This is a genomic window from Saccharopolyspora aridisoli (genome assembly GCF_004348445.1).
GTDB lineage: Bacteria > Actinomycetota > Actinomycetes > Mycobacteriales > Pseudonocardiaceae > Saccharopolyspora > Saccharopolyspora aridisoli.
Map to the genome: position 1 here is coordinate 1 of NZ_SMKV01000036.1, position 26,072 is coordinate 26,072.

The following is a 26,072-nucleotide window of genomic DNA, read 5'->3' on the forward strand; positions in this document are numbered from 1 at the left end:
CTCACCGCCGGGTCCCCAACCCCCGAACTGCTCCCGTGTTGAGGCACCCGATCACGGCGGTGATCCAGGTCCGATCACGGGAGCAATCCGGGTGACCGGTCGCCGCGGTAGTCGTGGACCCGATCACGGCCCTGGTCAGGTGACCGATCACGGGAGCAATCCGGGTCCGGGAGCACCGGAGTGCTCGGGATGCCCGGCCGCGCCGCGCTGGCGCCGACACCACGCCGGTGGCGGCCGCGGTGACGGTCACCGCGCCTGCGCCGGTGACAGTGGCGGGGCGGCGCGAGGTTCGGTCTCTAGTGGAGGGTGAGGTCCTCTCTGAGGTGGACGTCGTTGCGGTCCGACTCCGGGAGGGCGGCGAGGAGGTCGGATACGCGGCCGCGGCCTGGCAGGTGGGCTTCGGGGTCCAGCGCGAGCCAGGGGATGAGGACCGTGGCTCGGGTGGGAGTTCCCGGGTGCGGGAGCAGTAGGTCCGGGTGGTCGCTGCGGACCTCGTCCACCGCGACCACGTCGACGTCGAGGGTGCGCGGACCCCAGCGCTGCTCCCGGACGCGTTCGGCTTGCTGTTCCAGGGCCTTGGCCCGGCGCAGCCAGCCCCACTCGTCGACGTCCCGGGACTCGACGATGAGGACCGCGTTGAGGAAGTCCGGCTGATCGGTGACGCCCCACGGCGCGGTCTCGTACACCGGTGAGGCCGCCACGAGCTCGTCAGCGAATCCCCCGACGGCCAGCCGCAGGTAGCGCAGCCGGTCACCGAGGTTCGAACCGAGGGACAGGACCGCTCGGCTCACGCCGGCACCACGTTGCCGCGGCCGCCGCGGCGCGAGCGGCGGATCGTGACCGCGACGTCGGCGAAGGCCAGCGGGATCGGCGCGTGCGGTTTGTGCAGCGTGACTTCGGCGGCGTAGGCGCGCCCGTCCTTCATCACCTCGTCTGCGATCTCGGCGGCCACCGTTTCGATGAGGTCGCGAGGTTCGCCCCCGACGATCCCGGCGGCCATCTCGGCGAGCTCGCCGTAGTGCAGCGTCTTGGTGAGGTCGTCTGTCGCCGCGGCGTCGCCCAGGTCGAGCCAGACGGTGATGTCGACCAGGAAGTCCTGGCCGTCCCGCTTCTCGTGGTCGAACACACCGTGGTTGCCGCGGACCTGCAGGCCGGTCAACGTGATCCGGTCAGCCAACGCACTCACCTCCGCTGCGCCAGGTGGCGGCCACCGCCACCGCGTCCAGCGAGCGCCGCACGTCGTGCACCCGCACACCCCACGCTCCCCTGTCGGCGGACAGCGCCGAGACCACGGCCGTGGCCGTCTCGCGACCTTCCGGTGGGCGCGGTGTGCCGTCGTCGTCGGCCAGCAGCGCGCCCAGGAACCGCTTGCGGGAGGCGCCCACCAGAACCGGGAAGCCCACGTCGACGAGGCCGTCGAGGTTCTGCAGCAGCTGCCAGTCGTGCCTGCCGGTCTTGGCGAAGCCCAAACCCGGGTCCAGCACGATCGCCTCCTCGGCGACACCCGCGCGCACCGCCACGTCGACCTGCCGCAGCAGCTCCTCGCGCACGTCGGCGACCACGTCGCCGTACTCGGCGAGGGAGTTCATGTCCTTGCTGTGACCACGCCAGTGCATCAGCACCCACGGCAGCCCGGTGTCGGCGGCGACGTGCGCCATCCCCGGATCGGCGAGCCCCCCGGAGACGTCGTTGATCACCGCGGCACCCGCTCCCGCGGTCGCCTCGGCGACCTTGGCGCGCGTGGTGTCCACGCTGACCGGGACGCCCGCCGCGACCAGCTCGCGCACGACCGGCAGCACCCGGTCGATCTCGGTGGCCGCGTCCACCCGCTCCGAACCGGGCCGGGTCGACTCACCGCCCACGTCGATGATGTCCGCACCCAGCCGGTGCATCTCGACGCCGTGCGCCACCGCCGCCGCGCGGTCCAGGTAGCGCCCGCCGTCGGAGAACGAGTCCGGCGTGACGTTGAGGATTCCCATCACCGCGCAGCGCGCCGGGTTCGGCAGCTTCGGGTGCATCAGCGCCCCCTGATCAGCGACAACGCCTCGGAGCGGGAGGAAGCCGAACTGCGGAAGATGCCGCGCACCGCCGACGTCGTGGTCGTCGAACCGGCCTTGCGCACCCCGCGCATGCCCATGCACAGGTGCTCGGCGTCGATCACCACGATCACGCCGCGCGGCTCCAGCCTGCGCACCAGGGCGTCGGCGACCTGCGAGGTCAGCCGCTCCTGCACCTGCGGGCGCTTGGCGTAGAGGTCGACCAGGCGGGCCAGCTTGGACAGCCCGGTCACCCGTCCCTGCGAGTTGGGGATGTAGCCGATGTGCGCGGTGCCGTGGAACGGCAGCAGGTGGTGCTCGCACTGCGAGTAGACCGGGATGTCGCGCACCAGGACGAGCTCTTCGTGGGCCTCGTCGAAGGTCTTGTCCAAGACCTCGTCCGGATCGGTGTAGAGCCCCGCGAACAGTTCCTGGTACGCGCGGGCGACGCGCTGCGGCGTCTCCCTCAACCCCTCGCGCTCGGGGTCCTCACCGGCCGCGATGAGCAGTTCCCGGATCGCGGCCTCGGCACGCGCCTGGTCGAACTGTGGAAGGTGGGAAGAGCCGTCGGGGCGGGAGTCCCCCGCCCCGAACGGCTCGTCGACCGCACTGGTCACTGTTGCTTTCCTCCACTGGCTTGGCAGCGCCCTGGCGGGCGCTGCGCCCGCCAGTATCAGCGGCCGTTGTTGCCGCTGCCGTTCTCCCTGCCCGAGTCCTGGCCCTCGGGCCGCTCGGACTGCGATTCACCCTGCTCGGACGACTGCTGACCGCGCTCCCAAGAAGGCGTCCAGTTGTAGTTCGAACCGGACGGGTTGGTCGCCGGGGTCCATCCCGGTGGTGCACCGTAGTTCGGCGGCCCCGCGGAGGGAACCTGCTGGCCCGACTGCGGCTGCTGGATCTGCACCGTGCCCTGGTTGGCGCCCGCGCTGGCCGGGGCCTGCTCCTGGGCCGGAGCAGGGGTCCCGTTCTGGACGTCCTCGTTCTGCGATGGCGCCGGGGTCGGCTCCTCGACGACCGGGGGCCACGGCTCGCCGCGCTCCTTGGCCAGCTCACCCGGGGTCTTGACCGGCGGCTTCTCCGACGGGGTGCGCCCGCCGAAGTCGTTGAACGCGGTGATGCGCGGCCGCTTCTCGACATGCGAGAAGACCCGCTCCAGGTCCTTGCGGTTCAGGGTCTCCTTCTCGATGAGCTCCAGCACGAGGTCGTCGAGCACGTCGCGGTAGGTGTTGAGCACCTCCCACGCCTCGGTGTGCGCGGCCTCGATCAGCCGACGCACCTCCTCGTCGATCTCGTGGGCGACCTCCAACGAGTAGTTCGGCTGCTGGCCGGCGGTGCGACCCAGGAAGGGGTCGCCCTCCTCCTTGCCGTACTTGACCGCGCCCAACCGGGCGGTCATGCCGTACTCGGTGACCATCGAGCGAGCGATCTTGGTCGCCTGCTCGATGTCGCTGGACGCGCCGGTGGTCGGCTCGTGGAACACGAGCTCCTCCGCGGAGCGGCCACCGAGCGCGAACACCAGGCGACCGATCATCTCCGAGCGGGTCATCATGTCCTTGTCGTCCTCGGGGACGACGAGAGCGTGACCGCCGGTGCGGCCGCGCGGCAGGATCGTGAGCTTGTAGACCGGCTCCAGGTCGGGCATCGCCCACGCCGCCAGGGCGTGGCCGCCCTCGTGGTAGGCGGTGATCTTCTTGTCCCGCTCCGAGATGATCTTGCTCTTGCGGCGCGGGCCCCCGACGACGCGGTCCACCGCCTCTTCCATCGCGGCGGCGTTGATCAGCTGGCCGTTCTCGCGGGCGGTGAGCAGCGCGGCCTCGTTGACCACGTTCTCCAGGTCGGCACCGGAGAAGCCGACCGTGCGCTTGGCGAGTCCTTCCATGTCGACGTCCTGGGCCAGCGGCTTGCCCTTGGAGTGCACTCCCAGGATCGCCTTGCGACCCCGCAGGTCCGGCGCCGAGACCGGGATCTGCCGGTCGAAGCGACCGGGACGCAGCAGCGCCGGGTCCAGGATGTCCGGGCGGTTGGTGGCGGCGATCAGGATGATGCCGCCGCGCGAGTCGAAGCCGTCCATCTCGACGAGCAGCTGGTTCAGCGTCTGCTCGCGCTCGTCGTGACCGCCGCCGAGACCGGCGCCGCGCTGGCGTCCGACCGCGTCGATCTCGTCGACGAAGATGATGCACGGCGCGTTCTGCTTGGCCTGCTCGAACAGGTCGCGGACGCGGGAGGCACCGACACCGACGAACATCTCGACGAAGTCCGAACCGGAGATCGAGTAGAACGGCACCCCGGCCTCACCAGCGACCGCGCGGGCCAGCAGCGTCTTACCGGTACCGGGCGGGCCGTAGAGCAGCACGCCCTTGGGGATCTTCGCGCCCAAGGCCTGGTAGCGGCCCGGGTTCTGCAGGAAGTCCTTGATCTCGTGCAGTTCTTCGACGGCCTCATCGGCGCCGGCGACATCGCCGAACAGCGTCTTGGGCATGTCCTTGGTGAGCTGCTTGGCCTTGGACTTGCCGAAGTTCAGGACGCGGTTCCCGCCGCCCTGCACGTTGTTCATCATCCACATCAGCAGCAGCACGAGCAGGCCGATGGGGACGAGGTAGAAGAGCATCTGCACCCAGAACGAGTCCTGGGTGACCTTGGTGTTCCAGGTGGGCACCTGGGAGTTGCGGATCTCGCCGACCACCTGCTCGGTGGCGCCGGCGGGGTAGTTCGCGATCAGCTGGTTGCTGCCCTGGAAGTTCTGGCCGTCGTTGAGGGTCAGCCGGACCCGCTGCTCCTTGTCCTCGATGGTCGCTTCTTTGACCTTGCCCTGGGCGATCTGTTCCAGGGCCTGCGAGGTGGAGACTTCGCGGTAGGCACGAGTCTCGTCGAAGAGCACGCTGAACGCGTAGATCAACAGAAACGCTGTCAGGATCCACAGCAGCGGGTTGCGGAGCAGGCGCTTTCGGTCCATTCACTTGCGGCCGACGGGCGGCCTCGACCCTCCCTGACTGTTACTTCGGGTGACGGCGCCCGATGCGGACACCCGCCGTCAACCCCTTCAGACCAGCGTACCGGCCGACGCGCGGGCACAACCATGCCGCGCCCAGCACAGGGCGCCCAGCCTACTAGGATCGTCCCACCCCGAGCGGGCGGGACGATTGAATCCTCCGCATCACGCGCCTGAGGTGTAGACCTTGGGGTCGAGCGTGCCGATATGGGGCAGATCACGGTAGCGCTCTGCGTAGTCGAGACCGTAGCCCACGACGAACTCGTTCGGGATGTCGAAACCGACGTAGCGCACGGGCACGTCCACCCGCACGGCGTCGGGCTTGCGCAGCAGCGTGCAGACCTCCAGCGACGCGGGGTTGCGCGACCGCAGGTTCTTGAGCAGCCACGACAGCGTCAGGCCCGAGTCGATGATGTCCTCGACGATCAGCACGTGCTTGCCCGCGATGTCGCGGTCGAGGTCCTTGAGGATGCGCACCACGCCGGACGAGGACGTCGACGAGCCGTACGAGCTGACCGCCATGAACTCCAGCTGCGCGGGAAGCGGCAGCGCGCGGGCGAAGTCGGTCATGAACATCACCGCGCCCTTGAGCACGCCGACCAGCAGCAGATCACCGCCCTGCTGGTAGTCCTCGTCGACCTGCTTGGCCAGCTCCGCGACCTTGTCCTTGATCTGCTGCTCGGTGATGAGCACAGAAGCGATATCGCCGTCGTACACGGCTCGGCTTCCCCTCTTGTCGGATCAACAATTCCCCAAGCCGGAGATCCGCCCCGACGATCGTGCCGGTGCACCCTCAGCCATTCGGCGGCTTGCGGTCCGCCGCCTCCACCCGCAGCCTGCCATGCGCCCGGCGCAGCACAAAGTCACCCGGCAGGGCAGGACCGCCTTGACCCCGCCACTCGGCGATGAGCGCGTCGGCGGAGCGCAGGTGCGCATCAGTCATTTCAGGCACCCCCTCGGATCGGAGCCAGTCCCGCAGCACCCGCCTCCGGACCGCCGCCGGGAGCAGCCTCAACCTCTCGCAATCCAGGCCGTGATCGGCGCGGACGCGGGAGAGCTCGGCCGCCGCGACGGCTTCCAACGCGTCGGAGTCCTCGCGCAGCTGGCGGGCGGTGCGGGCCAGCGCCTCCGCGACCCCGCCCTGCATCGCGTCTTCCAGCAGCGGGAGCACCTCTGTGCGCAACCGCACACGGGTGAAGCGGGGATCGGCGTTGTGCGGGTCGTGCCAGGGTTCGAGGCCTTGGGCCCGGCAGGCGGCCTCGGTGCTCGTCCGGCGGACGTTCAGGAACGGGCGGGCCCACGGTGGGTCGAGCGGACGCATCCCCGCGATCGAGCGCGGTCCGGAGCCGCGGCCGAGCCCCAGCAGCACAGTTTCCGCCTGGTCGTCGAGGGTGTGGCCGAGCAGCACCAGCGCATCGCTCGGGCGCTCGGCCCGCAGCGCCGCGTAGCGCGCCTTGCGCGCCGCCGCCTCCAGGCCGCCCACACCGTCCACATCGACCTCCACGACCTGCGCGGGAAGGTCGAGTCCGGCCAGCTGCTCCACGACCCGCTCGGCAACCGCGTCGGAGCCCACTTGCAAGCCGTGGTTCACCACGATCGCCTGCGCGCTCGCCCCGGTCCTGCGCGACACGTGCGCCACCGCGGCCGCCAACGCCAGCGAATCCGCTCCCCCGGAGCAGGCCACCACCAGCGGCGCGCCCTTGAACGGAGCCGCCTCCGCGGATTCCAGCAGCCGCCGCACGGCGGTCCGGGTTTCGCTCACAACGGGCTCAGGCGGCATCCTCCGATTCTCCCCACCCGGCCCGGGTCCGCGCGGGAGGCCCGTCAGCCGTGGACCCGGCGGATCCAGGTGTCCGGGGCGGTGATCTCCGCCCTGGTGGGGAGGTTGTCCGGATGCGCCCAGACGGCGTTGAAGTCGGCCATGCCGACCCGGCCGACGACGTGGTCGGTGAACGCCGCGCCCTGGGCGTACTGGCGGATCTTGGCGTCCACGCCGAGCAGGCTGCGCAGGATGCGGTCGAGCAGACCACCACCGTTGCGGCGGTCGGTGAAGCGCTGGCGGATGGTGCCGACGCTGGGCACGACCTGCGGGCCGACGGCATCCATGACGTGGTCGGCGTGGCCCTCCAGCAGCGTGGAGATCGCGATGATCCGGTCCAGCGCGGCGCGCTGCTCCGGGGACTGCAAGAGTTCCAGGACGCCGAGCATCCCGGGGCTGGATTCGGCGCGGCGGGCGGAGCGGGCCTCGCGCACCACGTGAGGCAGCCTGGTCAGCAGCTCGGCGGAACCGCCCTCCATCCGCGAGAGGAGCTGTCCGAGGCTCGCCGCGAAGTGCTCGCGCAGCCACGGCACGGCGTTGAACTGCAACCGGTGCGTCGACTCGTGCAGGCACACCCACATCAGGAAGTCGTCCGCGGGCACGCCCAGCGACTGCTGCGCGGCCACGATGTTGGGCGCCACCAGCAGCAACCGCCCGCGCTGGCCCTCGACGCGGGACTCCCCGTAGGGGTCGAACTGGCCGAGGACCTTGCCACCCAGGTAGGCCAGCACCACCCCGGCCTGCACGCCCGCGCTGCGCGCGCTGAACTCGCCCAGCAGTTCGCCACCGCGCGGCGGCAGCGAGTCCGCGGCCGACAGCGCGGCCCCGGTCAGCTCGGCCAGGCCGAAGGCCGCACCGCGCACCCAGTCCGGCCGGTCCACCACGTCACCTTCGGCGATCGGCAGGTCCAGCCCCAGGCCGGTCGTCTCGCGGACGTGCGTCTCGGCGTCGACGCTGAAGCGCCGCAGTGAGCGAACTGCCCGTCCGGCCTCGGCTCGCGGGACTTCCGGCCCCGGCTTCATCAACCGGACGGCGGTGCCCACGGCGACGTTCCAGTCCAGCGCCCGAGGCGCCTCGGCAAACGACGGCAGGGTGGCGGGTCGGGCGTTCACAACACCGACCGTACTTCCAAAATGGCCGGTGGTCACCTTGCGGAACTGGTCAGGTACCGGAAGGCGAGCGAGCTCTTCCCTGAACAGGCGCGGGCCACCCGTCGGCGACCTAGCGGCAGCCGCAGTCGCGCAGGGTGTCCACGAGCTCGTCGAGAGCCGGGCGGGCGACCGTCGACGGGGTGCCGTTGGACATCATCGCGAAGACCAGGAGTCGACCGTCCTGGGTGACCACGGATCCGGCCAGGCTGTTCGCCCCGTCGAGCGTGCCGGTCTTTGCCCGCACCCATCCTTGGCCGGAAGTGCCCTGGTAGCGGTCGGCGAGGCTGCCGCTGCCGCCCGCGATGGGCATGCCGGGGAGCAGGTCGCGCAGCTTCGCCGAGGACTCCGGCAGCACGCCGTCCGGCCCGGCCGGTGCGGTCGCCCTGTGCATCAACTGCCCGAGCAGCCGCGGGGGAACCCGGTCGTCCAGGGACAGGCCGCTGGCGTCGGCCATCGAGGTTCCGGTGATGTCGAAGCCGTTGCGCTGCAACACCTCGAAGACCGCCTTCGTCCCACCGGCGAACGAGGGCTCCTTGCCGGTGGCGATGGCGACCTCGCGGGTCAGCGCCTCGGCGAGGAGGTTGTCGGAGTGCAGCAGGACGTTCTCGACCAGCTCGCTCACCGGCGCCGACTGGACCTGACCGAGCACCTGCGCGTTGGCCGGGGCGTTGCCCTGCGCTGCGGTCGCGCCTCCCAGCCGCTTCGCCAGCTCCTGAGCGGCCTGCAGCGCGGGCGTGGAGGTGCGCGGGCTGTAGTCCTTCGTCGGATCCGCCCGGCCGCCGTCGAGCATCACCGGCTCCATCGGCGCGTGGAACCCGGCGGCCACGTCCTGCGGCAGCCACCCGGAGGCCGCAGCCGGTCCCCGGTAGCGGCTCGTGTCCACCAGCACCGTGTTCACGTTCCCGCCGGAAGCGGCCTTGACCTGCGAAACCAGGTCGTCTAGCTTCGCCGCGCCCGGGTACACCGACTCCTCGTCGCCGGACAGCGAGGACAGCGTCAGGTCGCCGCCGCCGACGAGCACAACCGTGCCCGGCTGGTTGCCGCGCACGACCTTGGTCGTCAGGCGGGCGTCGTGGTCGAGCGTCAGCAGGGCCGCGCTCATCGCCAGCAGCTTTCCGGTCGAGGCCGGCGTCAGCGGCTGACCGGGGTTCTGCTGCCACAGCACGTCGCCGGTGCGCGCGTCCATGACGACACCACCGAGCGTGCCCAGCGCCGGGTTGGCCGCCGGGGCGGCCAGCGCCGCGCTGATCCCTGACTGCGACGGTGTGGGTGCGTTCTGCCCCAGCGGCTTGATCTCGGGGTCGAGCCGGACCGCCGCGGGCGGGTCGGCGATCTGCGCCTTGCTCAGCGCGTCGACCAGCGACGGGCCGAACACGACACCGGCCCCCAGCAGCACCACCAGGGCGATCGCGATGCCGACCAGCGGACCGCGTCCCTTGCGGGCGGTCTTCGTCCCGACCGGCTGCTCCCGCGACGGGATGTGCTGCGGCACGGCGCGCGAGGCGAACGGGTCGGTGGAGTCCTCGGGCTGGTACGGCGCCTGCGGAGTCGCGATCCCGGCGAAGTGCTCCGGTCCCGCGTGGGACTGCTGTCCCGCGTGGGACTGCTGGACCTGCGGCCGCTGCTGGGCCTGCGGGCCCGGCGCGGGCGGCGCGATGCCGACCGCCGGATCGGTCTGCGGGACGGCGAGACCCGCGAAGTCCGAGGCGGAAGCGGTGCGCGCGGCGTCGACGTCGATCCGGTCGATCCACTGCGTCCGCTCGGCCGGGGACTCCGGCGGTGCCGGTGTCCGCAAGTCCTCGAGGTCGATGCGGCTGGTCTGCTCGGCCGCGGATTCCGGCGGCTCCTGCTTGCCACCTGGCTCGGCCAGCGCCTCGTCGAGCGCGGCCCGCGAGATCTGCTGCGTCTTCTCCGCCGGGCGCTCCTCCGGCTCGACCGCCGACTCGACCTTGGCCTCGGGTGCCTCGGCGGGAACCACGGCGAACACCTGCGTCTGCTCAGCGGGCCATTCGAGCTCCACTCCGGACGGCGCAGGCTCAGGCGCTGCCTCGGGCGTCTCGTCCTCGGCAGCGTCCGGGGAGGTTCCTCCCCCTTCCTCCGCCGAGGCGTCGGCGGAGGGCGCGACCTCGTCGTCAGCAGGTTCGGGCTCGTCCTCGGCCTGGGAGCCGGAGGTTCCGGTCGACGCTTCCGGCTCCGCCTCGTGCTCGGCGGGCTCGACCTCCTGAGCCGACTCCGGCTCGGTCGGCTCTTCGGAGGTCTCGTCCTGCGAGGTCTCGTCCTGCGCGCCTCTGTCCTGCGAAGTCTCGTCCCGCGAGCCCTCGTCCCGCGAGCCCTCGTCCCGCGAGCCCTCGTCCCGCGAGCCCTCGTCCCGCGAGCCCTCGTCCTCGGCGGCCATCTCCGGGGACTGGTCCTCGGCGGCCTCGTCCGACGGCTGGTCCTGAGCGGTCGCGTCCGACGGCTGGTCTCGGGCGGTCGGCTCCTCGGAGGCCGCCGACTCGTCCGCCGACTCGTCCTCGGAGGCGTCAGCCTCGTCCGCCGAGGCCTCCTCTGCGGGAGCCCCTCCAGGGCCTTCCTGATCAGCGGTTCCGCCCTCGGAATCCGCTGCGGTCTCGGCTTCCTCGTCGGTTCCGGCATCGGCGGCCGCGGGCTTGGTGAGCTCCTGCGTCTCGGCTACGGAGCTGTCCACGGCGGCCTTGGCGAGCTTCACGGTGCTGCCGGCGCCGTTGCCCTCGCAGTCGTCACCGAAGAGGCTTCCCGCGACCCGGACGGTGGCGGTGGGCGCGTCGGCGGTTGTGGTCTTGGTCCCAGAATCGGGCGCGCTCGAACCGGTCTTCACCGCATCGGGTTCAGCTGCGTCGGTTCCGGCGGCGTCGCCGACTTCGGTGTCCACCTGGCGCTCCGCCGGGTTGCTCGCGGGCGGGGTGTTCCCCGACGTCTCAGCAGCTCGATCCGGGGACGGCGCAGCGGTGCGCGGCCGGTCATCCTCGCCCGGCGAGGCCGCTTGGACGTCGGTTTCGGACACCTCACCCCGGGTGTTCTGGGGTTCGGGCACGTGCTCCTCCTCGACTGGAGGTCAGACTGCCAGATTGCGAGCTCTCGCACTGCGGTGGGGCCAGGGCGCCGAGCGTGGTCCACACTAGACGTGGTCGCGCGCGCGAGCGTGCGGACTGCATCCGACGCAAGACGAGTGAGGAACCGCGTGGACTTCGACGTCACGATCGAGATCCCCAAGGGGAACCGGAACAAGTACGAGGTGGACCACGAGACGGGCCGTATCCGTCTCGACCGGACGTTGTTCACCGCCACGCAGTACCCGGCCGACTACGGGTTCGTCGACGACACCCTGGGTGAGGACGGCGACCCGTTGGACGCGCTGGTGCTGGTCCAGGAGCCGACCTTCCCGGGTTGCCTGATCAAGTCGCGCGCCATCGGCATGTTCCGCATGCGCGACGAGAAGGGCGGCGACGACAAAGTCATCTGCGTTCCTTCGGACGACCCGCGCCAGGAGCACCTGCGGGACATCCACCACCTCTCCGAGTTCTACAGGCTGGAGATCCAGCACTTCTTCGAGGTGTACAAGGACCTGGAGCCGGGCAAGAGCGTGGAGGGCGCCACGTGGGTCGGCCGTTCGGAGGCGGAGGCCGAGATCAAGAAGTCCTACGAGCGCGCCAAGGAAGCGGGCCACTGACGCCGCTCCCGGGCGACACCGGAAGACCCTCCTCGCGGACGCGTGGGGGGTCTTTTCGTGTCAGAGCAGTTCTCCACAGCCTGTGGACAGTTTTCCCCACCCCTGTGGACACCTGGGGACAACCTGTGGAAAGTCGCTCATCGACGCCGCGTTCTCGCAGGTCGGGGCACACTTCCCAGCGGTGAGCCGTCGATCCGCCGCAACAACACCACGGGGTCGGCCGCCGCGTGTTTTCCACAGCCCCGGACGTGGGGCCGCCGCTCCTGCGGTCGGTAGAACCAGTCCATCTCGACCTTCGCGCGCGCCACAGCGCGCCTGCGCGCCCGGTGCCGCCGCAGCCAACGCGCCACTCCCACGGCCGCGACTCCCGCCACGGCCACCACCAGCCACGTCATCGCACTCCTTCCTCCGAGCAAGGAGTGCCCGTCCGGCGAGATCATGATGACGTCGCAGCCGAAGATCACCCTGATGGCCCAGATCGAACGATCGTCGATCCGTGGTGCGCTGCGGAGGCCCCTTCGAGCTGACGGATCCGCGAGCGGATCACCACCGCCCACCGGGGCTGACCACCGCGATCACCGACGCCTACGCCGACCCCGTCACCGGACCGTGCGGAGTGCGTCATCGTCGCCGCCAACACCGGGCTCGGCGATCCAGTTGTCCTCGACGGGGTCACCCGGACCACTTCGTGCTGTCCGGCGACCGGGTGACGAAACGACATGGCGACAAACCCACCAGCGTGCGCGCGGTCGTGAGCGGTGGAGGTGACCGTCGCCAGGACTCCTGGCCCGCGTCGATCAGCGCGGGCGTCGTGGAGCCGTGAGGAACCCCGTTGCCCGGTGGCTACCTGCGCGAAAAAGGGCGGTGCGCGCCGGGAAGCGCGCACCGCCCCTGGTCACGCCCTCGCCGGGAGGGGTGTGGCGAGGCATGAACCGGTTGCGTCTAGGGCCTTCGCCCGGTTCGGCCGGCGGGTTGAGGTCGTGCCGGCGCGTCAACGGGCGGGCAGGGCGTTCGGGGTGTTTAGTTGCCGAGCTGCGTGGCGGAGCCGAGCGGGCCGTGGGAGACGACGTCGTTGACCTTGTCCAGCGGGGAACCGGTCTTCCCCGTCAGCCCCTGGACGTCGCTGACGACGGGAAGTCCGCCGGCCAGGCCGCTGATCGGGTCGCCGCTCTTACCGGTCGGCAGCGGGGCGCCGCCGAGCTCGGTGTTGCTCTGCGTCACGTTGCTGACCGTGTCGCCGACGACGTTGGCGGGGAGCTGGCCGGGCTTGGTCTGCGGGGCCTGGGTGACCTGGTGCAGGGTGCCGGTCAGGCTGGTGGGCAGGGCGTCGGTAGCACCGCTCTTGCCGACGGGCAGCGCCCCGGCGACCGGCAGGCCGCTGACGACGTCGCTCACCGGGCCGAGGGCGTCGAGACCGGGCAGGCCCGGGAGTCCGCTCTTGCCTGCGGGCAGCGTGGAGCCGACCGGAAGCGGGACCTCGTCGAGCGCGGAGGCCGGGTTGAGGTTGTGGGTGTGACCCGTGCTGGCGTTCTGCGCCGCCTGGACGACCGGCTTGAGCAGGCCCGCGGCTGGGGTGCCGCCGACGACCTGGCTGACCGGGTCGCCGGAGCGGCCGGTGAGTTGCTCTTCGAGCGGAACCACGTCACCGACGGTCTTCTGCACCGAGGCGAGGGTTCCGGCGGCGTGGAACGCGGTGTTCGCCACGCCGTTGTTGGTGGGCAGCGATGCCGGCAGCTGCGGGCTCTCGGCAGCTGTGGCCGTGGCCGCGAAGCCGACGGCGCCGGCGCCACCGACCAGTACGGCGGCCGCCGCGGTAAAGGTGCGCTTCATCGCAATGCTCCTCTCTGCACAGGCCGAGTCCTGTGCGCCCGGCGGAGATTACGGAAGGAACACCTGACACTATTCAGCGATCACGCCAGTAGGAAATATTCACGACCAGTGATCGACATGCGCGGCAATCTTTTCACGATCGAGGGATGGACTACCGATCTTGATTACTGCATGAGCGCGTCGTTGACTCCCGACGGCAACCGCCGGGCCCGTTCGGCGCGCAAAGCCTCGACGGCTTCGGCGAATTCGGCGTACGCCTCGCGCTCGGAACCGAATCGGCGGTAGCGCCCGACTCGCAGTTCCACGGACTCGTACTCGCGCTCCAGCGCGTCGGCGGTCTCCTGCCAGGAGGCTGCGCGGTCGCGGTGCTTGGTGTAGCCCGCGTACGCCGCGGAGACCGCCACCAGCAGGCTCAATCCGATGGCGAGCCAGCGAATTTCCGGAACCGCGGCAGCGGTCGCGGTCGCCGTGGCAGCGATGATCGAAACGCCGATGACGACGGCCTGCAGAGCGCTGTCCTTCCAGCGATCACTGCGCGCCTCGTGCCGGTAGCGCTCGATCAGCTCCGGCAGCTGCGCCCGGTAGCGCCGGTGCGCGTCGAGCAGGTCGCCGGTCCCCAGCTCGTCCAACAGCATTTCGCGGTGCGCGCCTTCGAGCGCGCGCAGGTCGGTGTCCACCGCGCGAACCTTAAAGTGCTGCCGGTAGACGTAGACCGCCGCCACGCCCGCGGACGCGGCGAGGACCACGAACGTCACCGCGGCGGGCACCACCGAGGTCGATAACGCCAGCAGCGTGACCCCCACTGCCGCGAGCAGCAGGTTTCCCGGGACAGCCCACGCGAGCAGCAGCCGCTGCACGATGCGCTCCCGGTAGAGCTCCTCGGAGCGCTGGGCGATTCGACGCTCCCAGTCCCCCTGCTGGCGATCGTCGGCGGCGAGCACCCCACCGCCGACGATCCCGGCCGTATCCACTCGCTCCATCACATGTCCTTCCAGCGCGTTAGTGCGATCGAAGTAGCTCCCGGAGTTCCACGACAATCGGCCAGGAGGGTGACTCTCGACTGGTCCTTTAGGTCCATCATCGACTGCGCCGAGTGATCACCGCTGGCCTCGAACGCCGCGAACCTCGCATTACCCGGCAGTGATAACAGTGAGTGGCGCGATGCCGGAGAGTGCTGGGCGGTTCCGGGTCAGGACACTGTGGCAGCGCCGCCGGACCACCGTTCAACCGGGTGGCAGAACGGTGGTCCGGCGGCGCGCCGATGCGCTGGAGCTACGTCAACAGGGTTAACGCGCTGGCCGCTCGCGCTCTTGTTCCGCGGGCAAATCGGTCAGCAACCGCGGCTCTCCGTAGAACGAGACCGGGTCGACCGCTTGCCCTTTGACCTCGATCTGGAAGTGCAGGTGCGGTCCGGTGGATTGGCCGCGGTTGCCCATCGCGGCGATGAGATCACCGGATTGAACCGTTTGGCCCACCGGCACGTAGGCCGAATCGATGTGGCCGTAGGTGGAAACCGTGTCGTTGAGATGCGCGATCCTGATCCACAGCCCGTACCCGCTGGCAGGCCCGGAATCGATGACCGTTCCCGCGGAGGCAGCCCTGATGGGCGTGCCTACGTCGTTGGCGATGTCGACGCCCTTGTGCATCTCGCCCCACCGCATCCCGAAGCCGCTGCTGACCACGCCGTGCGTCGGGGCCAGCCAGGGGGCAGGCCGGGGAGCTGGTGGTCCGTATTCGATCGGGGGTATGGCCGCGGTGTGCGCGACCTCGCGCACGGCCGGAATATTCCGCTCGGGGTGGGCATCCTGCACAGCGACCGTCGCTGCGGTCATCCCACCGGCGCAGAGTCCGGCGGTGAGCAGGAAACCGAGAACAGTTTTGATGACGGGTCTTTTTCGCAATGCCATTGTGTTTTCACTCCTGGCACCGTCGGCGCTCTGCGCCGTCGGCTCGGTGAATCCTGGTGGCATACGCCGAACATATTTGTCCGACGTCGGGCAGCCCGAAGAAGATTGGAGCTGAACGCGCCATTCAGCGCATTTCGAATAGTCGATCTCCGACTCTCGACTTGTGTTCATCGGCAATGACTGGACCGGTTCGGGCATCCACCACAAGAATCGATTCGAGCACCCAGGGTCCACTGTGGTCGCGATTTTCGGTGAACGGTGCGACGCACGCCCCGCTCGGTCCGGGTAGGAGCAACGGAGGGTGCACGGCGATGAAGGATTTTCTGGTTCGGGACCCAGAACGCCTTACCACCCGACAGAGAGTCACCCGATCAGGTCAAAACCGATGGGCTTTCCGGCGCGTCGACGCGTTCCTAGGCTGACGAGCAGGTCGAGCGCAGGAGGGGTCGAGCATGGACGAGGACCGGATCGAGACGCTGGCGGTGCACGGCGGCGAACGCCGTCCCGGTCCCGAAGGATCGGTGGTGTACCCGATATACCAGGGCACGGTGTACTCGGTGCCGACCGGAACCGAGTACCACGACCTGCGCTACATCCGGTTGAACTCGACCCCGTCGCAGGCCTACCTGCACGACAAGCTCGCCGCCCTGGAGGGCGCCGAAGCCGGCCTGGCCACCGCGTCCGGGATGGCCGCGATCTCCACCGCGCTGCACAGCGTCCTGCGCAGTGGTGACCACCTGCTGGTCGGCGACTGCCTCTACGGCGGCACGCACGACTTCCTCACCCACCACGCCGCCGACTTCGGCTGGAGCTACACCTTCATCGACCCGCACCGCCCCGACACCTGGGATGCCGCGCGGACCCCGCGGACCAAGGCGGTGCTGGTCGAGAGCATCACGAACCCGCTGGTCAGGGTCGGCAGGTTGCCCGAGGTCGCGGAGTTCGCACGGGCGAACGGGTTGGTGAGCCTGATCGACAACACCTTCGCCACACCGGTGAACTTCCGCCCCCTGAGCGTCGGTTTCGACCTGGTGCTGCACAGCGCGACGAAGTACCTCAACGGGCACTCCGACATCGTGGCCGGCGCGATCGTCGGGGGCGCCGAGCACGTCGAGCGGACCCGCACCACCGCCAACCACTTCGGCGGCAGCCTCGACCCGCACGCCGGTTTCCTGCTGGCCAGGGGCTTGAAGACGCTCGCACTGCGAGTGCGCGCGCAGAACGAGAACGCGCTGCGGCTCGCCGAGTTCCTCGCAGCGCGGCCCGAGATCGAGCAGGTCAACCACCCCGGTCTGAACTCCCACCCCGATCACGCCCGCGCTTCGGAGCTGTTCGACGGCTTCGGCGGGATGCTCAGCATCCGCCCGGCGGGCGGTGTGGCGGCGGCGCAGGAGCTCATCGACGCGCTGCGCCTGCCGCTCGACGCCCCCAGCCTCGGCGGCGTGGAAACGCTGATCACGAGACCGGCCGTCACCTCCCACGCGGGCATGAGCCCGCAGGACCGCCTCGCCCTGGGAATCACCGACGACCTGGTCCGCATCAGCGTCGGCGTGGAAGCCCCCGAAGACCTCATCGACGACTTCGAACGAGCACTCGCGGCGTCGTAGGAGAGCGCTTGATCAGCCCCGTTGGCAAGTTGTCGCAGATGGCGGCTTCGCCCGATGGCGCTGGGTAAGTTCGTCCGCGTGACTCCTGCGCTCGGCGGGGCCTCTGGCCCGTACTACACCGTGGGTGAGGTCGACGATCACGACGAGATCGTCCCGATCATCCCCGGGGACCAACCGTTCGTCCCGCCGACCGCAGTCGAAAGAGAGCTCTGCTCAGCCATCGTCGACGAAGATCCCTGGGCCTACCTGCGCGTGGTGGCCGCGACCGGCGTGTACCACCCGGTGGCGCTGGTGCACGCGCACAGCGACCCGGCGAAGCGGCAGATGGTGACCTCGACGCTGGGCGACGGTCGCGTCGCGACCTTCGTCTACACCCGGGACGTGCTGCCGCGCCCGCACCCCTACCTGGTGTACGAATTCGTCTCGCTGCGCGCGCTGTCGGAGATCATCCCGAACGAGGTCGAGGTGCTGGCGGTCAACGCGAACACGCCGTGCGAGATGTACCTGGAGGTCACCGACGAGGAGCGGGAGCGCTGGCAGACCGCCCACGTGCGCTTCGGCGCACCGGGTTCCAACGGCAACCGGCTGGTGACCCGGTTGAGCGGGGGCGCGGAGCCGACCGAGCTGCTGCACGGGCTGGCCTGCGGTGCGCACCTGTGCTTCCTCACCGGCGAGGCGTGGAACAACCTGGACTGGCACGGGTTCGGTTACAGCGGCGAGGTGGAGCGGCTGTCGGAGGGCTGGGGCGTGGAGGTCCGCCAGGACTGGATCAACCTGCAGAACCGGCTGCTCAACTGCGATGTCAGCACCTCGGACTGGGATTTCGTGCTGGGCGCGCGGAACTTCCTGGTCAGCACCGAGGGCCCGCAGGTGGATCCGCAGCGGTGGCGGGAGTGCGTGGACGCCACGATCCGCAACAACATCGCGGCGAACGTCCCGGGCGCGTCGGCCGAGCGCGGCGGGAGCCCGGAGGTGGACTCCTACGCGGACTTCCTGTGCGGGCTGGTCGGCAAGATCATCCGGTACGAGGCGCGGTTCCGCGCCGACGAGCTGCTGCCGCCGACCGGATACGTGCGCGTGGTCGCCGCCTGGGACTTGGGCCGGGCGTCGAAGATGGCCCGCTGGGGGCGCGGTGCCCGGTACGCCACGCAGGCGGAGATGTACGAGGCGTTGGACCTGGTCGGGCAAGAGGTGCGGTCCCGCTACTCGTCGTGGGCGGAGTTCTCGGTCGGTTACATCCTGGGCCGCTGCCTGGACTTCGACGACGAGGCGTTCGGCGCCACTTACACCGACGTGCTGGAGGCGCACCGCGCGCTGCTGGCCGAGCACGGCAGCCCGTGGCTCACGGTCCCGTTCCGGACGGGGAGGTGAGCTCCGAATCACTCCGCCTCCTCAGGCCTTCGCCTGTTCGCTCTGAGCTGGAGCGTTCGTGATCTTGGCGAGAAGTCGCCAGTGGCAATGCATCCCGAGCGCGCTCGTGTTGTCACCTGATCGAGTAATGTTTGTTTACCATCAGCGGGTCCCGCGATGACCCGGCTGCATTGGACCGACGTTGAGCGAGCAACCGAGTACGAGAACCGGCCACGGGCTCTGGCTTTCCCGCGCCGCGCTGGGGTTCGTCGCCCTCGCCGCGCTCATGGGCTGGGGTGCGAGCTTCGTCGGCCTGCACGCCTACGGCCAAGACCAGATGGTCGGCTTCAGCTACTGGACCGCCTGGCTGATCCCGGCGACCTTCGACGGCGCCGCCTTCGGCGCCACGCTGATCACCTACCGCGCCTCGATCTACGGCCGCAGCGCCGTGCGCGGCCGGTTTCTGATGTGGACCTTCACGGCGATCTCGTCGTGGATCAACTGGATCCACCAGCTCACCCCGGAAGCGCGCATCGTCGCAGCCGGCCTGCCGGTCGCCGCCGTCGCCGTCTTCGACGTCGTGCTCGCCGAGCTGCGCGCGGACTTCGAGGAGCGCCACGGCAAGCGCCGCCTGCGGCTGCGCCCGGGACTGCTCGCGCTGCGCTGGCTTGTCGACCGCGACGGCACCTCCGGCGCCTTCCGCCGCCAGATCACCGACATCCCGGTCTCGGAGATCGCCGGTCTCGGCAAGCAGGAGGAGGTCATCCGGCCTGCGGCGATCGCCTCGACTTCCCCGGAACGCGAGGCGGTCCCAACCGAGCGCACGCCCGCTCCTCCACGACCGACGCAGGAACTCCGGCCGCAGCCCGGAAGTCGCCCGGGAACCGAACCCGCCGTGCGCGAACCCGTCGTGGGCGTCCGCGATGACGTCGAGGCGCGGACCGAGGAGCGCGAAACCACCGCAGCGGCAGCGGGGACGACCGAGCGCGGCGAAGCGGTCGAGGGGAACCGCTCGAACGACGCGTTCTCCACCGAGGAGCACGACGAGGGCCCGCACCCCGCGGAGCAGACGCTCACGCTGCCACCTGTTCCCGCGGAACCGCTCAGCGACGAGGACAAGCGGACCTTCGCCCGCCGCGACTACCGGCTCTCGCTGGAGATCGGCGAGCCGATCACCGGCGCCCAGCTCGGCAACCGCTACGGCTTCTCCGAACGCTGGGGACGCCGTCAGATCGCCGCGGTCCGGGTCGAGATCGAGCAGGACGAGGACGCCCGAGACCTCGTCGCGACCCACTGAGCGTGGCGCTCACGCCCCGGCGGTGAGCGCCGCCACCAGTGCCTTGCGGTGCTGCCGGGTCTGCTTGGGCATGTTCCAACCCAGAACGCCGACGGCCCGGCCGTCGCGGTGGTGCAGCTCGACGAAACGCCGTTCCGCACGGTCTCCCTCCACCACGGTCACCTCGTCGTCGGGCGAGAGCACCCCGTAGACGTGGATCTTCGCGTCGAACTGGTCGGTCCAGAAGTACGGGACCGGCCGGTACGCGCGGTCCTCGCCGAGGATGTTGTCGGCGACGGCCATCGCCTGCTCGCTGGCGTTGGTCCGGTTCTCCAACCGGAGGACCCCGAACTCCGGGTGCTCCCACCGGGCCACGTCACCAACGGCGTAGATGCCATCAGCAGCCCGGCACCGGGAATCGCAGACCACTCCTCGGTCGAGGCGCAGCCCGCTGCCTTCCAGCCAGCCGGTCACCGGATCAGCGCCGATGGCCACGACCACGACGTCCGCGGGCAGCACCTCGCCGCGGGCCAGCCGGACCCCGCTGACCTGACCGCCATCACCGACCACGCCCTCGACGGCGGCGCCCAGCCGCAGCCGAACGCCCTGATCGGTGTGCAGTTCTCCCAGCGCGGCAGCGGCTTCCGGACCGAGCTGGGAGGCCATCGGCGCGGCGAGTGGGCCGGTGAGCGTCACGTCCAGCCCCATCCCGCTCGCGGTCGCGGCGATCTCGCTGCCGAGCACGCCCTCTCCGACCACGACCAGCCGCTTCGATGCCAGCAGGTCGGCGCGCAACGCGACGCTGTCGTCCAGCGTGCGCAGCACGTGCACCCCGGCGAGCCCGTCCTGACCTGGCAGCCTGCGCGGGCGGACTCCGGTGGCCACCACGACCGAATCGGCTCGCAGCTCGCGCCCGGACTCGGTGCGCACGGTGCGCGTGGCGACGTCCAGCGCCACGGCGGGATCGCCCAGCACGAACTCCGCGCCGAGCTCGTCCAGCGCCTCGGGGCTGCGCAGGCTGGTCCGCTCGGCCTCCCACTGCCCTGCCAGCACCTGCTTGGACAGCGGCGGCCGGTCGTAGGGCGGGTGGGGTTCGGCGCCCAGCACCGTCACCGATCCGTCGAAACCCTTGCGCCGCAAGGCGTCCGCTGTGGTCAAACCGGCTGCCGCGGCACCCACGACCAGAACTCCGCTCACGTTCCCGTCCTCTTCCGGCTCAGTCGGTGACGGGCGCCAGCCAGAGGCCGGTGAGCGCGTCGATCAGGTTCTGGGCGGTTTCTTCCCAGGTCAGTCGGGCTTCACCCTCGGCGAGGGCGCGTTCCTGCTCGGCCATCATGTGCACCAGCACGTGCCGGGTCATGTCGTTGCGCACGATCTTGGCGCGCAGCGGGAGGTCGGGCTGGCAGTTGTTGAGGCCGTCCATGACGCGCATGAGCGTCGGCCCCGACAGCGTCTCGGCAACGACGAGTTCGCGCAGGGCCGGATCGCTCATCAGCTGTGCGGTGAAGCGCGCGAGCGTCGAGCCGCGCAGGGAGGCGTGGTGCTCGACCGACGGCAGCACCAGGCAGGTCAGCCAGTCACGCACGTCGCGGGAGTCGCCGATCTCGCCGAGCAGCCGCTCGCGGTTGGCCTCGACGGGTTCGGCGTGCCTGCGCACGATGGCGCGCAACAAGTCGGCCTTGGTCCCGAAGTGGTAGCCCACGGCTGCGTTGTTACCCTGACCTGCGGCTTCGCTGATCTGCCTGTTGGACACGGCGAAGACGCCCTGCTCGGCGAAGAGCCGTTCAGCGACGTCGAGGATGCGCTCCTTGGTGGCACTTGCCCGTGAGGTCGCGGCACTCATGCGCGCCAGCCTAAGTCACGTGACTTATCCTTAGCTACCCAGCAGACTCGCATAGCGCTCCAGGTCGACGTTGCCGCCACTGATGATCACACCGATCCGCTTGCCCTGGAAGTCCGGCGCTGCCGCTCGGGCAGCGGCGAACCCGAGGCACCCGGTGGGTTCGACGACGATCTTCAGGTAGGTCGCGAACAGCCTCATCGCCTCGACGAGCTGGGCATCGCTCGCGGTGCGGATGTCGTCGACGTCCCGCCGGATGATCTCGAAGGTGTGCGTGCCGAGGTGCTGCGTCTGCGCTCCGTCGGCGATGGTCCGGGGCGTGTCGATGTGCACGATCTCCCCGCACCGCAACGACCGGAGCCCGTCGTCGCCAGCCTCCGGCTCGACCCCGTTCAGCAGGCAACCGGGAGACGAAGCCCTGGTGGCCACGGCTGTCCCGGACAGCAGCCCACCCCCGCCCAGCGGCACGAACAAGGCGTCGAGCTCGCCGACGTCCTCGAAGAGCTCCTTGGCCGCGGTCCCCTGCCCGGCGATCACGTCCGGGTGGTCGTAGGGCGGGATGAGCGTCAGCCCCTCCTCCCGGGCCAAGGCGTGCCCGATCTCCTCGCGGTCCTCGGAGTAGCGGTCGTACCGCACGATCTTTCCGCCATAACCGCTGGTGGCGGACACCTTCGACGCCGGGGCGTCATGCGGCATCACGATCGTCGCGGGCACCCCCAGCAGCTGAGCGGCCAACGAGATCGCCTGAGCGTGGTTCCCGGACGAGTAGGTCACCACTCCGGCCCGCCGCTGCTCCTCCGACAGCTTCGACACGGCGTTGAAGGCCCCGCGGAACTTGAAAGCCCCCATCCGCTGGAAGTTCTCGGCCTTGAACACGACCTCGATCCCGAGCTGCTCGTCGATCAACCGAGACCGCAGCACGGGAGTCCGGTGGGCGACCCCCTCCAACCGCTCCGCTGCGGCGAAGACGTCCTCGAACCCCACAACCATCCCGACCTCCACGGATGCCGCCCCGAGCCCTCCCGGACACCGGGCAGTTGGGTCCGAGCTGACCAGGCATTCAGACCGGAACCGCCCCCGCATGGAACGCAACGCGCGCCGCGCGGTTCTCAGCACGCAGGCCCCTTCCAGCCCGGGTGCAACACGATAGCCGTTCAACCACCAGGTGCCGATCCGCTCGGCAGCACCGCACCCGCGATGCGCTTCCGCTGGAGGAATCTCGGGGCGTGCGAACCACCTTCGGCGTGGTCATCGCGTCGTGCGGACGATGAACTTCGCGGACGCCGGTTCTCACCGGTGACTTGGCTTCGACGGCACCAGGCACGAGCACGCCGTCACGGTGCGGCTGAAGATCGCGATGAAGGAGCCGCAGGCGAGGAAGACCGCAGGAACCCGGGGGCGACCTGCGGTCTTCGCCGTTTCAGGATCACGGATCCGGCCGTAGACCGCGGCCACGTCGCCGAGCTCCCCGGTCCGGGTGGACGAGCTCCCATGGAGGCCTTCCCGCGATTCCCACCCGGGCGGCAGGAGGTCCACCCGCCGGACCTCTCGGTGGTGCGAAACGAAACCGGCCACCTTCCGAAATTCGGAAAGTGGCCGGTTGCGGTGGAGCCGCCTGGGGGAATCGAACCCCCGACCTACGCATTACGAGTGCGTCGCTCTGGCCGACTGAGCTAAGGCGGCAGTGCGCGGACAAGTGTAGCTGGCCTGATCCGGAGCCCATCGAGACCCCCGGACTTGCCACTGCCATCGATGTCCTACCTGCATCGAACAAGCTCCGACATCGATGTCCACCACCCTGTTCAGTGGCTCCGAGAGCAGATGAGCGGCCGCGACCAGCGAGCGAGATCCCACTCATCAGCCGGATGTGACCGAGGCGTCACCGGACGGCGCTGTGATCGTTGGTACATCCACCGAGGCAGTGACGCCTACCACGGAGGATGTCGGATGCGCGTTTTCCGTCGGCTGTCCGCCTGCGCGGCAGTCACCCTGGCGATCACCGGGATGTCGATGCCCGCAGCGATGGCGCAGAGCACGTACCCCACAACACCGACGCCTCAGCCGCAGGATCCGAACCAGCCTCCCGGGCGAGTTCTGGAGGACATCCCGCGGCCGGTCATCGGCGAGGCCGGGACGATGCTCGGGATCGTGCGCCTGCTTCCCGCGACCGCACCCGGCGACGCGTTCTTCAACGACCCCGAGTTCGAGGGCCAGCTCCCCAAGCAGGCCGTGCTCGAAGCCGGCATGGGCCGTGCCGTTGCGCAGGTGAACTCCGAGGCCTACCTCGCCCACGAGCACTCCGTCGCCGAAGCATCGCCGTTCGGCATCGGCATCACGGGCCACGTTCCGCAGGTCCCCGGCGGTCTCTCGCAGAACGCGCTGTCCGACCACGAATCGCCCACCACCAGCGCCCTCGCACCGTCCCCCGCCGACCAGCTGGTCAGGCTCAGCGGGCTGAACGGCACCGTGCACGCGCGGTGGGACCAGGAGACCGGGCCGTGCGGGGTGGCTCCGCTTTCTGAGGCGCGCTACTCGATGGCCTCCGGCTCGGCGCTCAACCAGGTCCCCGGGCTGGGCGGTTCCGTGCTGGAGGTCCCGTCGATCGCCGAGGCGCGCTCCAGCGTGCGGCTCACCGACGTTCCCGGGCAGACCGGCAAGGCCGTGACCTCGACGTCGGAGCTGCAGATCTCGCAGGTGAAGCTGTTCAGCGGTTCACCGCAGGAGATCTCGGTCGACGTCGTGGGGCGGCCGGTGGTGGTCGCCACCGCGACCGGCGATCCCGCCACCGCCCGCGTCGACCACACCGCCCCGGTGCTGCGCATCAGCCAAGGCAGCCATGAGATCGCCGTGCTCGACGCGGGGAACCCGACCGAGGACGTGCCGATCCCCGCGATTCCCGGCCTGGACCAGCGAGGTCTGGACCTCGGCGTGCTGCGGTTGAGCCTCGGCGAGCTCGAGCGGGAAGCGATGGGCAACGAGATCCGCGGTACCACCAGGCTCTTCGACCTGGAGCTGCTCGACGGCACCGAGCTGGGACTGCCCACCGCACTGGCCCAGGTCTCCTTCGGCGAGCAGGTCGCGCGGGCCGCGGCTCCCGCGGGCGGGGTCAACTGCGATCCCCCGGTCGCCGGCGCCGCGGGCGGATCACAGGCCACGCCGGCCGCACACCACCAAGCGCGCACCGAACCGCTCGCGCTCACCAGCGGCAGCTACTTCCCGATCTTCTGGACCGGCGCGGGACTGCTGCTCCTCGGCTCCATCCTCGTCGCGGCGATGCCCCGCACGAACGTGAAGCCTGATCAGCTGATCAACCGGTGAACAGCGTGGCGAGCATGGCCTCGACCGCGATCAGCGGTTTGACGTTCTGGGACAGGGCCGTGCGGCATTCCAGGACCGCCTCCAGGCGGCGCAAGGTGGACTCCGACGTCCACTCCGCAGCCGCCTTGGCTGAAGCGCGGGCGAAGTCCGGGTGGTTGAGGACCGCCTGCGAACCGGTGCGGGTCACCAGGACGTCCCGGTAGAAACCGGCCAAGTCCACCAGGGCCAGGTCCAAGGCGTCTCGCTGGGAGCGGGTGGCGCGGGACTTCTGGCGCTTCTCCAGCTCCTTCAACGCCGCGTTGGCGCCCCGGGTGGCCGACGCCGTGCCCTTGCCGGTCCCGCCCGCGCCCATCGCGGTCTTGAGCTCCTCGCGCTCGGACTCGTTGCGGTCCTCGTTCGCCGTGACCGCCTCGGTCTCGGCCAGCTTGACCAGCCCGGACGCGGCGGTGAACACGTCGGCGAAGCGCTGCAGGCCGAGCGGGATGCGCAGCACCGACTCGCGGCGCTCGCGGGCCAGCTCGTCAGTGGCCAGCCGCCGGGCGCGGCCGATGTGCCCGCCGCAGACCTCCGCCGCCCACTCCGCCAGCTGCGGTTCGATGTCGTCGCGCTCGCGCAGCACCTCCGCGATCGCGCCGGGCAGGGGCGTGCGCAACTGCAGCACGCGACACCGCGAACGGATCGTCACCGAGACGTCCTCGGGGTGGTCCGACGGCGCGCACAGCAGGAACACCGTGCGCGGCGGCGGTTCCTCGACCGCCTTGAGCAGCGCGTTCGCCGCGCCCTCGGTGAGCCGGTCGGAGTCCTCGATCAGCACCACGCGCCATTGCCCGGTGCTCGGGCGCCGCGCGGCGGCCTGCACCAGGGCGCGCATCTCCGCCACCGAGATCGACAAACCCTCGGGCACCACCAGCTTCACGTCAGCGTGCGTGCCGTGCAGGACAGTGCGGCAGGCGGTGCACTTCCCGCAGCCGGGAGTCGCGTGATCCTCGCACTCCAGGGCGGCGGCGAAGGCACGAGCCGCGATCGAACGACCGGAACCCGGCGGCCCGGTGAACAACCACGCATGCGTCATCGCGCCTGGCGGTACCTGCTCACCCCGGACCTGCCGACGCGCCGCGTCGGCCGCCGCGTGCAGGGTGCCGACGGCGTCGGGCTGGCCGACGACCTCCGCCCACACCCCGGTCGCGGGTACCTCCGGAGCGCCGGTGCGCATCGCGTCAACTCCCTCGTGCCGAGCTATCGGGTCACGACTCTACGATGC

At 70.3% G+C, this 26,072-nt stretch carries 22 protein-coding genes and 1 tRNA gene; 5 read left to right on the forward strand and 18 right to left on the reverse strand.

What is annotated here, in order from left to right:
• Positions 1–296 precede the first annotated feature (296 nt).
• From folK to dacB, 9 genes are all read right to left on the reverse strand, one after another.
• A complete protein-coding gene (folK, locus tag E1161_RS22125; protein ID WP_132626359.1) occupies positions 297–791 on the reverse strand; it encodes a 2-amino-4-hydroxy-6-hydroxymethyldihydropteridine diphosphokinase in 495 nt (164 codons plus the stop codon).
• Positions 788–1,177: a dihydroneopterin aldolase gene (folB, locus tag E1161_RS22130; RefSeq protein WP_132626361.1), complete on the reverse strand. Its 390-nt coding sequence runs from the start codon at positions 1,175–1,177 to the stop codon at positions 788–790. Before folB ends, folK begins: the two co-directional genes overlap by 4 nt.
• The gene (gene folP / locus E1161_RS22135) at positions 1,170–2,018 is read right to left on the reverse strand and encodes a dihydropteroate synthase (RefSeq protein ID WP_132626363.1); all 849 of its coding nucleotides are present in this window, start codon (positions 2,016–2,018) and stop codon (positions 1,170–1,172) included. Before folP ends, folB begins: the two co-directional genes overlap by 8 nt.
• Entirely contained in the window at positions 2,018–2,653 is a 636-nt protein-coding gene (gene folE / locus E1161_RS22140) for a GTP cyclohydrolase I FolE (RefSeq protein WP_132626365.1), read from the reverse strand. Before folE ends, folP begins: the two co-directional genes overlap by 1 nt.
• A gap of 56 nt (positions 2,654–2,709) precedes the next feature.
• Positions 2,710–4,989: an ATP-dependent zinc metalloprotease FtsH gene (gene ftsH, locus E1161_RS22145; protein WP_165939905.1), complete on the reverse strand. Its 2,280-nt coding sequence runs from the start codon at positions 4,987–4,989 to the stop codon at positions 2,710–2,712.
• 201 nt (positions 4,990–5,190) lie between these two features.
• The gene (gene hpt, locus E1161_RS22150) at positions 5,191–5,742 is read right to left on the reverse strand and encodes a hypoxanthine phosphoribosyltransferase (protein WP_132626367.1); all 552 of its coding nucleotides are present in this window, start codon (positions 5,740–5,742) and stop codon (positions 5,191–5,193) included.
• A 76-nt stretch (positions 5,743–5,818) separates the two neighbouring features.
• Positions 5,819–6,805, reverse strand: coding sequence for a tRNA lysidine(34) synthetase TilS (gene tilS, locus E1161_RS22155; RefSeq protein ID WP_132626369.1), 987 nt, complete (start codon positions 6,803–6,805; stop codon positions 5,819–5,821).
• Positions 6,806–6,849: 44 nt separating this feature from the next.
• On the reverse strand, positions 6,850–7,956 hold the full coding sequence (locus E1161_RS22160) for a zinc-dependent metalloprotease (protein WP_132626371.1): 1,107 nt from the start codon (positions 7,954–7,956) through the stop codon (positions 6,850–6,852).
• A 109-nt stretch (positions 7,957–8,065) separates the two neighbouring features.
• Positions 8,066–11,047: a D-alanyl-D-alanine carboxypeptidase/D-alanyl-D-alanine endopeptidase gene (gene dacB / locus E1161_RS22165; RefSeq protein WP_132626373.1), complete on the reverse strand. Its 2,982-nt coding sequence runs from the start codon at positions 11,045–11,047 to the stop codon at positions 8,066–8,068.
• A gap of 147 nt (positions 11,048–11,194) precedes the next feature.
• On the opposite strand from dacB, the gene E1161_RS22170 reads away from it, so the two are divergent.
• Positions 11,195–11,683 carry an inorganic diphosphatase gene (locus E1161_RS22170; protein WP_132626375.1) on the forward strand — a complete coding sequence of 163 codons (489 nt, stop codon included), beginning with the start codon at positions 11,195–11,197 and terminating at the stop codon, positions 11,681–11,683.
• Positions 11,684–11,820: 137 nt separating this feature from the next.
• Here E1161_RS22170 and E1161_RS22175 read toward each other — a convergent pair whose 3' ends face one another.
• The 4 genes from E1161_RS22175 to E1161_RS22190 form a co-directional block, all read right to left on the reverse strand.
• Positions 11,821–12,078 carry a hypothetical protein gene (locus E1161_RS22175; RefSeq protein ID WP_132626377.1) on the reverse strand — a complete coding sequence of 86 codons (258 nt, stop codon included), beginning with the start codon at positions 12,076–12,078 and terminating at the stop codon, positions 11,821–11,823.
• A gap of 625 nt (positions 12,079–12,703) precedes the next feature.
• On the reverse strand, positions 12,704–13,513 hold the full coding sequence (locus E1161_RS22180) for a hypothetical protein (RefSeq protein WP_132626379.1): 810 nt from the start codon (positions 13,511–13,513) through the stop codon (positions 12,704–12,706).
• 164 nt (positions 13,514–13,677) lie between these two features.
• On the reverse strand, positions 13,678–14,493 hold the full coding sequence (locus E1161_RS22185) for an SLATT domain-containing protein (RefSeq protein WP_132626381.1): 816 nt from the start codon (positions 14,491–14,493) through the stop codon (positions 13,678–13,680).
• Positions 14,494–14,799: 306 nt separating this feature from the next.
• The gene (locus E1161_RS22190) at positions 14,800–15,618 is read right to left on the reverse strand and encodes a M23 family metallopeptidase (protein ID WP_207920346.1); all 819 of its coding nucleotides are present in this window, start codon (positions 15,616–15,618) and stop codon (positions 14,800–14,802) included.
• Between the two features lie 254 nt (positions 15,619–15,872).
• Between E1161_RS22190 and E1161_RS22195 the strand changes: the two genes are divergently transcribed.
• The 3 genes from E1161_RS22195 to E1161_RS22205 all read left to right on the forward strand — a co-directional run bounded on the left by E1161_RS22195 (position 15,873) and on the right by E1161_RS22205 (position 19,674).
• A complete protein-coding gene (locus E1161_RS22195; RefSeq protein ID WP_132626383.1) occupies positions 15,873–17,027 on the forward strand; it encodes a trans-sulfuration enzyme family protein in 1,155 nt (384 codons plus the stop codon).
• A 78-nt stretch (positions 17,028–17,105) separates the two neighbouring features.
• Positions 17,106–18,398 carry a DUF1266 domain-containing protein gene (locus tag E1161_RS22200; RefSeq protein ID WP_207920347.1) on the forward strand — a complete coding sequence of 431 codons (1,293 nt, stop codon included), beginning with the start codon at positions 17,106–17,108 and terminating at the stop codon, positions 18,396–18,398.
• Between the two features lie 181 nt (positions 18,399–18,579).
• Entirely contained in the window at positions 18,580–19,674 is a 1,095-nt protein-coding gene (locus tag E1161_RS22205) for a DUF2637 domain-containing protein (protein WP_132626387.1), read from the forward strand.
• 9 nt (positions 19,675–19,683) lie between these two features.
• Here the strand turns inward: E1161_RS22205 and E1161_RS22210 are convergent, their stop codons facing one another.
• From E1161_RS22210 to E1161_RS22225, 4 genes are all read right to left on the reverse strand, one after another.
• A complete protein-coding gene (locus tag E1161_RS22210; protein ID WP_132626389.1) occupies positions 19,684–20,850 on the reverse strand; it encodes an NAD(P)/FAD-dependent oxidoreductase in 1,167 nt (388 codons plus the stop codon).
• 19 nt (positions 20,851–20,869) lie between these two features.
• A complete protein-coding gene (locus E1161_RS22215; protein ID WP_132626391.1) occupies positions 20,870–21,496 on the reverse strand; it encodes a TetR/AcrR family transcriptional regulator in 627 nt (208 codons plus the stop codon).
• A gap of 30 nt (positions 21,497–21,526) precedes the next feature.
• Positions 21,527–22,483 carry a threo-3-hydroxy-L-aspartate ammonia-lyase gene (locus E1161_RS22220; RefSeq protein WP_132626393.1) on the reverse strand — a complete coding sequence of 319 codons (957 nt, stop codon included), beginning with the start codon at positions 22,481–22,483 and terminating at the stop codon, positions 21,527–21,529.
• Between the two features lie 616 nt (positions 22,484–23,099).
• Positions 23,100–23,176 (reverse strand) — tRNA-Thr (locus tag E1161_RS22225).
• 264 nt (positions 23,177–23,440) lie between these two features.
• Here E1161_RS22225 and E1161_RS22230 point away from each other — a divergent pair.
• A complete protein-coding gene (locus E1161_RS22230) occupies positions 23,441–24,811 on the forward strand; it encodes a hypothetical protein (RefSeq protein ID WP_132626395.1) in 1,371 nt (456 codons plus the stop codon).
• On the opposite strand, the gene E1161_RS22235 is transcribed toward E1161_RS22230, so the two are convergent.
• Positions 24,801–26,024, reverse strand: a complete 1,224-nt coding sequence (locus tag E1161_RS22235) for a DNA polymerase III subunit delta' (protein ID WP_132626397.1) — start codon at positions 26,022–26,024, stop codon at positions 24,801–24,803. The two genes, E1161_RS22230 and E1161_RS22235, sit on opposite strands and share 11 nt — an antisense overlap.
• Between the last annotated feature and the right edge of the window lie 48 nt (positions 26,025–26,072).